Raw genomic sequence first — 10,349 nt, forward strand, 5'->3', positions numbered from 1 at the left:
GTGGTAGAAAGTAGATACGCTTAAATCTTTTGTGCTTCTGTCCGAACTAAAGGGGACACTTCAACGGCTCTACTACTGTCCGCACTGTCAAGCATCGACCTAGCAGTAGGGTAAACGCATCTAGATTAGATACTGTGAATCTTAAATAGCTTTGAAGACGTAGTTTCTCGCAGATTTAGAATTAAGTGATGCCCTCTATAAAGCGATGTTATGGCGCTTCTGGAAAGTGCTGTTATAGCAGCATTTTCTATCCAAATTCAGATATTCATAGGTTTTAGTCTATGTAATAGATTTGAGAAATCTTGTCCTAACAACCACCACATGGCTAGACTTTTCAGAGAAATTCAGAGTATCTTAATCTTTAACAAATCAGCTAATGAAATTAATTGATTTGTCAACAGTCTCAAGCAATGATTGCCAGCGCTGGTCTATTTTTCGCGAGATTTAAGGGAGTTAATCCTTAATCTGTTAACTCCCTTAATCTATTAACTTTCTGTCATCTTCTGCTCGGCATTTAAGTCGGAGTGAGCGTCGTTGAGATGCATCGCTCTGACGAATCAGACTTTCGTGTTTTAAATATTTCACATTCAGCAAACCTGCTTAAAAATGCATTTTTATAAGCGATTTGCTGAGCGAAATTCGATTGCCTTTAATCAGCAATCAATCTGTTCATTACTGAATATTGTAGTTAGGAGTTAGAAATGGAACGCTTTTCGTCTGCCATGTCTCGGCGGCGCTTTCTCTATACAGCAGGTGCAACCACTGCATCTTCAATCTTTTTGAAAGGATGTCTGGGTAATCCACCTGCTGAACTCGTGGGAGGTAGAACCCAAGCAGCCCCTGTTGCAGATGCAGGCTCTGGTGTAAAAGCAGGGCAAGAACCGGAAGTTAAAACTGCTAAATTAGGCTATTTTCCCATCGTGGAATCTGCCCCTTTAATCATTGCGAAAGAGAAAGGATTCTTTGCTAAACATGGCATGGGAGAAATTGCTTTAGATAAGCAAGCGAACTGGGGTGCTGCTCGCGATAATGTCAAAATTGGTTCATCTGGAGGCGGAATTGATGGAGGTCAGTGGCAAATGCCAATGCCTTATCTGATTTCGGAAGGAATCATTACCGATAACGTTAAGATTCCCATGTTCGTATTAGCGCAATTGAACACTCAAGGAAATGGAATTGCGCTCGCAAACAAACACCTTGGCAAAAACATTGGTCTAAAGCTGGCGGATCAAACGGCCTTCTTTAACGGTCTAAAGTCCCAAGGTGGACAATTCAAAGCTGCCTATACGTTTCCCCGAGCCAACCAAGAATTTTGGATTCGATATTGGTTAGCAGCGGGTGGCATTGATCCAGATACCGATGTGGAATTGTTGACCGTTCCAACAGCGCAAACCGTTGCCGATATGAAGCGGGGGGCAATGGATGCATTTAGTACGGGCGATCCTTGGCCTGCCAAAATTGTTTCGGACAAGTCAGGATTCATTGCAGCCCTCACAGCTGAAATTTGGAAAGCGCATCCCGAAGAATATTTTGCAATGCGAAAAGATTGGGTAGATAACCATCCTAAAGCTACGAAAGCGATTCTAAAAGCAATCATGGAAGCACAACAGTGGTGTGATGACTTTAACAATCGTGCAGAAATGACTAAGATCTTGGCTGGACGAGAATATTTCAACATGCCAGAAACCGTTATAGCTGAGCCATTAATGGGCAAGTACAACCTAGGAGAACGAACAATCGACGATCGCTCGATGGCAGTACTGTACTGGAAGGATAGCAAAGGCAGTGTTTCCTATCCTTATAAGAGCCATGACCTCTGGTTTTTGACTGAGAGCGTTCGTTGGAACTTCTTGCCCAAAGAAACCTTGACCAATGCTAAGAGCTTGATTGATCAAGTCAACCGAGAAGACCTTTGGAAGCAGGCAGCACAGGAGTTGGGCGTTGCATCTTCTGATATTCCAAGCAGCACTTCTCGCGGCGTTGAAGAATTTTTTGATGGAGTCAAGTTTGATCCAGAGAATCCTCAAGCTTATTTGGATAGTTTGAAGATTAAGAAAGCTTAGGGATTTGAGCATAAGACGTTAGTAGATAAAGAAGCATAAAAGCTAACGCAAGATAAGTGAAAATCTAGCAACTGCTGAAACTTTATCTTGAACACGTCAATGATTACCACAGTTGATAGGAGTAAAAAATCATGACTATTGCCCGGAAGCAATTCAACAAACCGTCCTTTGTCCTCGACAAGAAGCTAAAACAACGGCTTGAGGATATTGCAACACCGCTTGGAACGATTTTAATTCTGCTGTTAATTTGGCAACTTCTGACGATGATTTTGCCAACCGATTTGCCAGGGCCGATTAAAGTTGTTCAAGAAACGTGGGTCTTGATTTTATATCCATTCTTCGACTTCGGCGGCACGAATAAGGGCTTATTTTGGCAGGTTTTTACCAGTTTGCAACGGGTTGCGATCGGCTATTCGTTCGCGGCTGTTGTGGGCATTGGACTCGGAATCTTAGTGGGTTTGAACAAACGCTTGTCAAAAGGACTTGATCCAATTTTCAACATTTTGCGCACCGTTCCGCCCCTCGCCTGGGTGCCGATCGCACTTGCTGCATTAAAACAGAATCAGCCTGCCGCTTTGTTCGTAATCTTCATTACTGCGATTTGGCCGATCCTGATTAACACGGCGGTTGGCGTCCGGCAAATTCCTCAAGATTTCAACAACGTGGCTCAAGTGTTGCAGCTCCCAAAAACGGAGTACTTCTTCAAAATTTTGATTCCGTCCGCGTTGCCTTATATTTTCACAGGGTTACGGATTGCGATCGGGTTGTCATGGCTAGCGATTATTGCCGCAGAGATTGTGATGTCTGGGATTGTCGGAATTGGGTTCTTTATCTGGAACGCTTATCAAAACAGTCAAATTAGTGAGATTATCGTGTCCCTGGTATATATCGGCTTAGTCGGGTGGTTGCTCGATAGCCTGATGGCGTGGGTGCAGACCTTGATTCTGCCGCAGAGCCAGCGATAATCATTCCACTCAGCAATCATCCCACTCAACGTTGGCATTCCGCGCAACATCGGCATTCCACTCAACATTGTCATTACTGATTTACGTCCTGTTCTGTTCTTCATTCGGCAATCCATCATGACTGCTTTTGTAACAGTTGAGAGTCTTGAGAAGACCTTCTCCTTAGAGAATGGTGGGCAATATGTTGCTCTCAAAGGAATTGATTTACAAATTCAAAAAGGCGAATTCATTTCACTGATTGGGCACTCTGGTTGCGGCAAATCCACCCTGCTAAATATGGTTGCAGGATTGGATTTGCCCACGGATGGATTAGTGATGCTTCAAGGTGAAGAAATCCTGCGTCCAGGCCCCGAGCGCATGGTTGTATTTCAAAACTATTCTTTGCTCCCTTGGATGACTGTTCGTCAAAACATTGCATTAGCTGTAAACAATGTGTTGAGCGATCTATCAGTGGCAGAACGAAATGAGATTATTGAACGCAATATTGATCTCGTTGGGCTTCGCCATGCAGTAGATAAACCACCGGATCAGTTATCGGGTGGAATGAAACAGCGGGTGGCGATCGCACGTGCCCTTGCTACTCGTCCCAAGCTTTTACTGTTAGACGAACCCTTTGGAGCGTTGGATGCGCTCACTCGCGGAAATCTGCAAGAGCAACTGATGAAAATCTGCGAAGAGAGCCATATAACCGCAATTATGGTGACGCACGATGTGGATGAAGCCCTGTTGCTTAGCGATCGCATCGTCATGCTGACTAACGGACCCCAATCTAAAATTGGGCAGATCATGGACGTCGATCTGCCGCGTCCGCGAAAACGCATGGAAGTAATCAATCATCCCAACTACTACAGTTACCGAAGTGAAATCATTTATTTCTTGAATCAACAAAAGCAGATCAAGAAGTTGAGAGCCAGAAAAACTACGGCGATCGCACGTCACGGTTTAGAGAAAATCAATCTCGAAATCGGATTTGTGCCCTTAACGGCAGCGGCTCCGGTCGTGATCGCGAAGGAAAAGGGATTCTTTGAGCATCACGGATTGGATGCTGTGAATTTGGTGCGAGAGTCTAGTTGGCGCGGAATTCAGGATGGGATTGCGGGCAGCTATCTTGATGCAGCGCAAATGCCTTCTGGAATGCCAGTTTGGTTGACCTCAGGTGGTTTAAATGGGGAGCCGTTGCCGGTTGTCAGTGCCTTAACGATGACCCGTAACGGCAACGCCATCACACTCGACAAGCGGTTCTACGAACAAGGAATTATCACCCTGACTGACTTAAGACGGATGCTCCTAGAAAGCCGTGATCAGCGGCATACCTTTGGGGCGGTTCATCCGGCTTCGATGCACAATCTGTTGCTGCGCTATTGGTTAGCGGCGGGCGGCATTGACCCAAATAAAGATGTCACGATCTCCACGATTCCGCCTGCTCAAATGGTGGCAAACCTGGAAGCTGGCAATATTGATGGTTATTGTATTGGCGAACCTTGGAATGTGCGGGCTGCGATCGACAATATTGGATATACGATCGCAACTGACCTGGAAATTTGGGATGGTCATCCCGGCAAGGTTTTGGGGGTTCGCGAAGATTGGGCAAATGCTTATCCGAATACTCACATTGCCTTGGTGAAAGCACTGCTTGAAGCCTGTGCCTACTGTGCCGATCCAGCGAATCAAGAAGAAGTTCGGATGATTCTGTCTCGTCCAGAGTATCTCGATTGTGAGATGGAATACATTGACCTTGGCGATGGTAGTCATAACACTTGTGGACTGCATCCTTCGCCGCGCGAGTATGCCCACCATCAGTTCTTCGGCGCAGGCGTGAATCGTCCTAGCCGCACGGAGCATCTGTGGATTATGACCCAGCTTGCTCGGTGGGGAGAGGTGCCATTCCCCCGAAACTGGGTTGAGATTTTGGAGCGCATTTGTAAGGTGAGTGTGTTTAGCATTGCGGCTCGTGAGTTGGAGTTGGATGTTTCCTACAGCCGGGGTCCGATTCACTTCTTTGATGGCACTACCTTTACAGCAGATGATCCGATCGCCTATCTGAATCATTTACAAATCAAGCATGACATTTACATGGCTGACGTGCCGTTAAAAGCGCCAGGAATACAGGCTGCTTAGAATGACTTACGCCTGATTCATAAGCGCTCAACTCCTTCTATTTCTGATCCATTCCTGCAAACTACTCAACCCCCTCAAAGGCAAATGGTTACATCGCTCAAGTCTGCACAACGTTCTTCACACGACGCCACTCCTTTCCTAATCGTAGACCAAGTTTCCAAAGTCTACCCGACCAAAACTGGCGATTACACAGTTCTTAAAGACGTGAATCTTGCAGTCAATCAAGGGGAATTCATTTGCGTCATTGGTCACTCTGGCTGTGGCAAATCTACCCTGCTCAACATGGTGAGCGGATTTGCAAAACCCACCACTGGAAGAGTTCTGTTACAAGGTAAGCCCATCGAGAAACCGGGCCCCGATCGCATGGTTGTGTTTCAAGGCTATGCCTTACTGCCTTGGCTCAGCGTTTTCGAGAACGTTTACTTGGGCGTCAATGTTGTTTATCCCCAAAAATCTAAATCCGAGAAAACCCAAATCGTCAAAGAGTTTTTGGCAATGGTGGGACTGGCAGACGCGATGGAGAAAAAGCCGCCTCAGATTTCGGGTGGGATGAAGCAACGGGTTGCGATCGCCCGTGCCCTCGCCCTCTGCCCAGAAGTTCTGATCTTAGACGAGCCTTTTGGCGCGTTAGATGCGATTACCAAAGAAGAATTGCAGGAAGAACTGCTGAAAATTTGGAACACCCACAAATGTACCGTGTTGATGATCACGCACGACATTGATGAAGCGTTGTTTCTGGCAGATAGATTAGTCATGATGACCAACGGGCCTGCCGCCGCGATCGGAGAAGTGATGGAAATTCCGTTCCGGCGTCCTCGCAATCGGAGTCGGATGATGGAAACGCCGGAGTATTACAAACTCCGCAACCATGCTCTAGATTTCCTTTACAATCGCTTTGCTCATGATGATGAATAGTGTCATCTTCATCAAATAGCCGCACAACTGCTAAACGCCAGTTTTAAAGATTGACTTGGATTTAGCTTGGAACCGTCACCCACGTTCCCGTTTCATTCGATTCGTGCGCTAAATCCATTAGCAGTTGAGCGTATACGCCTTCTTTCAGCGACGGCGGCAACGTTTCTTGTCGGTCAATGCTGAGCACCCACTGATCGACCACGCGAATAAATGGCGCAATTCGCCCATCGGGAAACACTTGAGGAAATGCCAATCGCTTTGGAACGTCGAGTTCGGTCAGCTCTTTTCCACCTTGGCTCCCCCACAGCTTAAAGCCATGCACATAGTCTTTTTGATTGTCGCTGCCCAAAACAAGTGTGCCGCGATCGCCATACACTTCGACCCAGTGCCCGCGCCCTTGAGTTGTGACAGAACTGAGGCAAATTTGACAGGGCGTTCCATCTGCTAATTCCAGCATGATGGTGCAGGTATCGTCCGAATCGACGGGTTTCAGTTCTCCAGTCGTTGGATCAGGGCGGGCTGAAATTGAAGTGCTGAGGTGGGCTGAGAGCCGCCTCACCGAACCGAATAGCCACGCAACATAGTCAAACGCATGAGACCCGATCGCGCCCAGCACACCCCCACCTTGATCCTTGCGAGCATACCAATTCCACGGGCGGCTGGCATCAGCTCGACTCGACACTAGCCAATCAATTTTGATCAGTCGTTTTTGTCCGACATATCCTTGCGACAGAAGCTCTGCTAAATACTGCCATGCCGGCACAAAGCGAAACTCAAAGGTCATGCTGGTCGCTACTCGCTGGTTGAGCGCCAAGTTATAAAGCTCTTTTGCCTCTGTGTAGTTTAGCGTTGTCGGTTTCTCTAATAACAAGTGCTTTCCAGCATTCAATACTGTTTTTGCCATCTCATAATGCAAAAATGGCGGCGTTGAGATGCTGACGGCATCGACATCCGATCGCGCAACCATGTCTTCTAGCGTTTGACAGGCATGAGCAATATTGTGTGTTTGAGCGATCGCAGTCGCCTTCTCTAAATCCCGATGGTAGACTGCTACCACACGAGTCCGGGACTGGCCTTGAAAGCCTGGAATGTGGACTTTTTGACCGAACCCTGTTCCTGCGATCGCAACTCGAATGTCAGACATAAATTAATGGTGTGGAAGACTGATGTAGAAGACGGGTTTAATTAAGTTAGGTTTATTATACTGATTAACTGCCTAGAAATCTTAGCGAGAAAGGATAGCGGTAAGACTGACCTTTGGATGCTTTAATCGCAGCGAAAATAGTAATAACAACCTGAAAGACAACGAATAGGGCAACACCAATTAAGAATGTATAACCTATCCACATCAACATGTTCTCAGATGTATTAGTGGTGTTAGCGCTTGTATAAATAATTACGCTGCATGTTGCAAAAAACAAGAACGCAGATAAAACACCAGCAGCAATGCCATAGAGCGTCATCGAAAGCAGAAAATTCATGGCTTCGCGTCCCTGCTGATCAATAAACGGATGGCGATCGCGCCCGCTGCGCCACACAATAAGCGGAAGTAGTAGCGTAACGAATGGAAGAAATAATACGGTTCCGACGAGGGCTGCGATCGTGCCCGAAAGATGACACCATATTCCCCACACTCGAACATTTTTAGGCAACGGTTCATTCATACTTAATCTCAAGAAGCAAATCATCCGAGCGTAGCGGATAGTGTGCCTATTGTAATCGTCGATAGCAGCGATGGATGCAAATGTTAATTTGAATGCTGAACTTTCTTGAATAACTCTGCGTCACTTGTAATGTAAGTTAAGTCATGTAAGTTAAATGAAGAGGTGCAACAATCGATTGTGAATTTAAGAACAAATGCATTAACAGTTTTAATAGCAGTTACAGCCGTATTGCCTGCTTACGCGCAACAGCAGAAAGCCTATTCGTTTCAATGTAGCGGTGGCAAAAATTTTCAAGCCGTGTTTTCAGCAGAACAAGCGATCGCAATGCTCGATGATGGCAAGTCGCTGCTGATGCGTCAGGTTCTAGCCGCTTCGGGAACCCGCTATCAAAACGCGGGTTACACTCTGTCAACGAAAGGTAATGAGGCGTTCATTACATTGAATGATCAGATGATTTATCAACAGTGTTCAACTAAAATAAATTCTGGCTCAAGCTCGAATACAAGCTCAGTATCGGGCACGGTTAGCTATCTGCAACGGATTGCGCTACCTCCGAATGCTGTTGTTGAAGTTCAACTTCAAGATGTGAGCCGCGCTGATGCACCTGCGGTGACGATCTCAGAGCAAACGATTCCTCTGAACGGCAGACAGGTTCCGATTCCCTTCAGTCTGAGCTACGATTCAGCAACGATTCGCCCTACGAACACCTATACGATCGCCGCGCGAATTTTGATTGATGGTAAAGCCCGTTGGAGGAATACATCTGCTTATCGCGTTATTACCCAAGGCAAGCCGACCTCGGTAGATGTAATTGTGAATCAAATCTAACTTCAAACTACTGCCAACCCGACTAAGCGAAGCTGCACAACCCATCATTTAGATGTAGAGCGACGAATTATTTGACCAAAACGGCAGATGATTTGTCATCCATCCAACTCCTGCGTTTTATCGCTGCGGTCAAACAATTTGTCGCTCTACATCACTGATTCGTAAATTTTGACAAACCAGGCGATCGTAGATCTCATGAATTCGCTTCGAGATAGTGATTCACGTCTTCGACAACACGAGTCAGTTCAGCTTCGGTGCTAAGGCGAATGCGATCGTCTCTCAGGGTAACTAATACCTTTGCCGCAAATGGAGATGCCCAAATGTTGGGATTACAAAAAATTTCTAAAAATACATCTCCAGTGTGACGATACTCGATCGGTTCTCGCGCCGCCGCTTTACTGCCGGGAGCCGTTGTGGTTGCGGTTGCTTTCAGGCTTTCCATCAACTGCATCAAGGCAGATTTTAGATCTTGAGCGGCTTCTAGCGAAAAGCCAAATGACACAGAACCTTCAACCAAATTGAGTGTAAGTTGGGACATGGAGAAAAACAGGGGGTGTGTTATCTCAATTATTGTAGAAGGGTGTGGGCTATGAGGAAGCGGAAATAGTTTGAACGGACGTTGGGCTATTTTTAACTGCAAACTATCCACAACAAGCCGCATCTGTTCAGACTGCCGTTTTAAGGAATTTGGCTTGCTTTCGGAGGCAGCAGTTGCGAATACCGTCAATAGTTGTTCTGAATTATGAGTAGCTGTAAACCATAAGCTGTAAAGGTTTTACGGATATTTACAATTTCTGGATCTACACTAGGAGCGATAAGCGCAAAGCGCAACTTTAGGAGAAATGGCTCTGCCAAACTCCGTGGATCGCAGATCAAATGTACAGTGACTAATTAAATGTCATCGAGACAAATTAGTGTCGTCAAGCTATATTCCTTATGTAACAGAAATTTCGGAGGAAGTAGCACATTTTTGAAGGCTTTCGAGCAATGTGATTTTGTGACAAATTAGCTGTCGTGTTGCGAATTCGTGACAAATTAGTTGTCATGTTTCTTCTAGCTACTAAATCACGCCAATGACAGATTACCTGTCGTCATCTGATAATCATGCCATTCTATTGGGCAACACCAATTATTGAGTTATTTGAGCAACACAGCTATCTCGAATTAAGCCACGCTACTCTGATTGTTCATCAATAAATTTATAGTGGTAAAAATCATCTGATGGATCTGAAGGCCTTTTTAGAACACCTTCGATCGTCCAATGCCCCAGCGAACTCCAAAACCATTGATCGCCCATCCAATGCGGGGCAGTTAACACAATTCATAGTGGAGCGAACGGATGGAACCGTTGAATGAGATAGATATGGTGTTGGGAGGCTTGGCGATCGCCATTTTTGCAGGCGGGCTCTTTATGTTGATATCAGGAGCCTGGTCTGCAAGGGATAAATAGACCGATGGACTTGACGACCTTTTTAGAACACTTCCATACAATCGCTGAAGATGCCGGTAGCATTACTAAACTCAAACCTCATTCTCGAGCTGGCAGTACGGGGGAAATTAGTGTCTCAAAAGCCAGCAGATGAACCTGCTTCAGAGCTTTATAGAAGGCTTGTTGACGAGGAAATCGAAGTTAGAGGCCATTAGTCTCTTTAAAGTTTAGAGAATAGGACTTACGCAGAGCGAGGAGAGAAGGGCACTCGAAACAAAGGAAAAATCGCTAGAGTCAAGGGATGAAAGACCCTATACAGCCTTTTCCAGCCTAATGAGGTACAAGCTAGAGTAATGTAAAGTGCCAT

Annotated in this window: 8 protein-coding genes; 5 read left to right on the forward strand and 3 right to left on the reverse strand. The window is 45.9% G+C overall.

Translation table 11 applies throughout. The annotated features are described in order from the left end of the window. Window positions 1-701 precede the first annotated feature (701 nt). The 4 genes from AC5JLB_RS08495 to AC5JLB_RS08510 all read left to right on the forward strand — a co-directional run bounded on the left by AC5JLB_RS08495 (window position 702) and on the right by AC5JLB_RS08510 (window position 6,061). Window positions 702-2,063 carry a CmpA/NrtA family ABC transporter substrate-binding protein gene (locus AC5JLB_RS08495; RefSeq protein WP_495873393.1) on the forward strand — a complete coding sequence of 454 codons (1,362 nt, stop codon included), beginning with the start codon at window positions 702-704 and terminating at the stop codon, window positions 2,061-2,063. A gap of 131 nt (window positions 2,064-2,194) precedes the next feature. After that, complete coding sequence (ntrB, locus tag AC5JLB_RS08500) at window positions 2,195-3,028, forward strand: nitrate ABC transporter permease (protein ID WP_495873394.1); 834 nt, start codon at window positions 2,195-2,197, stop codon at window positions 3,026-3,028. A 117-nt stretch (window positions 3,029-3,145) separates the two neighbouring features. Next, window positions 3,146-5,146: an ABC transporter ATP-binding/substrate-binding protein gene (locus tag AC5JLB_RS08505; protein WP_495873395.1), complete on the forward strand. Its 2,001-nt coding sequence runs from the start codon at window positions 3,146-3,148 to the stop codon at window positions 5,144-5,146. A gap of 84 nt (window positions 5,147-5,230) precedes the next feature. Continuing rightward, window positions 5,231-6,061, forward strand: coding sequence for a nitrate ABC transporter ATP-binding protein (locus AC5JLB_RS08510; protein ID WP_495873396.1), 831 nt, complete (start codon window positions 5,231-5,233; stop codon window positions 6,059-6,061). A 61-nt stretch (window positions 6,062-6,122) separates the two neighbouring features. Here AC5JLB_RS08510 and AC5JLB_RS08515 read toward each other — a convergent pair whose 3' ends face one another. Further along, window positions 6,123-7,205 (reverse strand): Gfo/Idh/MocA family protein, encoded by a 1,083-nt coding sequence (locus AC5JLB_RS08515; protein WP_495873397.1) that lies wholly within the window; start codon window positions 7,203-7,205, stop codon window positions 6,123-6,125. Between the two features lie 64 nt (window positions 7,206-7,269). Continuing rightward, window positions 7,270-7,725: a DUF4870 domain-containing protein gene (locus tag AC5JLB_RS08520; RefSeq protein WP_495873398.1), complete on the reverse strand. Its 456-nt coding sequence runs from the start codon at window positions 7,723-7,725 to the stop codon at window positions 7,270-7,272. Between the two features lie 177 nt (window positions 7,726-7,902). Here AC5JLB_RS08520 and AC5JLB_RS08525 point away from each other — a divergent pair, with 177 nt between their 5' ends. Beyond that, window positions 7,903-8,553: a YbaY family lipoprotein gene (locus AC5JLB_RS08525; RefSeq protein ID WP_495873399.1), complete on the forward strand. Its 651-nt coding sequence runs from the start codon at window positions 7,903-7,905 to the stop codon at window positions 8,551-8,553. 193 nt (window positions 8,554-8,746) lie between these two features. Here the strand turns inward: AC5JLB_RS08525 and AC5JLB_RS08530 are convergent, their stop codons facing one another. After that, window positions 8,747-9,091, reverse strand: coding sequence for a hypothetical protein (locus AC5JLB_RS08530; RefSeq protein ID WP_495692928.1), 345 nt, complete (start codon window positions 9,089-9,091; stop codon window positions 8,747-8,749). Between the last annotated feature and the right edge of the window lie 1,258 nt (window positions 9,092-10,349).

It is taken from the genome of Myxacorys chilensis, from assembly GCF_059505265.1.

Coding starts and splice junctions, on each gene's coding strand:
- AC5JLB_RS08505 (WP_495873395.1), top strand. CDS start 3,146: ATGACTGCTTTTGTAACAGTTGAGAGTCTTGAGAAGACCTTCTCCTTA.
- ntrB (WP_495873394.1), top strand. CDS start 2,195: ATGACTATTGCCCGGAAGCAATTCAACAAACCGTCCTTTGTCCTCGAC.
- AC5JLB_RS08515 (WP_495873397.1), bottom strand. CDS start 7,205: ATGTCTGACATTCGAGTTGCGATCGCAGGAACAGGGTTCGGTCAAAAA.
- AC5JLB_RS08530 (WP_495692928.1), bottom strand. CDS start 9,091: ATGTCCCAACTTACACTCAATTTGGTTGAAGGTTCTGTGTCATTTGGC.
- AC5JLB_RS08495 (WP_495873393.1), top strand. CDS start 702: ATGGAACGCTTTTCGTCTGCCATGTCTCGGCGGCGCTTTCTCTATACA.
- AC5JLB_RS08510 (WP_495873396.1), top strand. CDS start 5,231: ATGGTTACATCGCTCAAGTCTGCACAACGTTCTTCACACGACGCCACT.
- AC5JLB_RS08520 (WP_495873398.1), bottom strand. CDS start 7,725: ATGAATGAACCGTTGCCTAAAAATGTTCGAGTGTGGGGAATATGGTGT.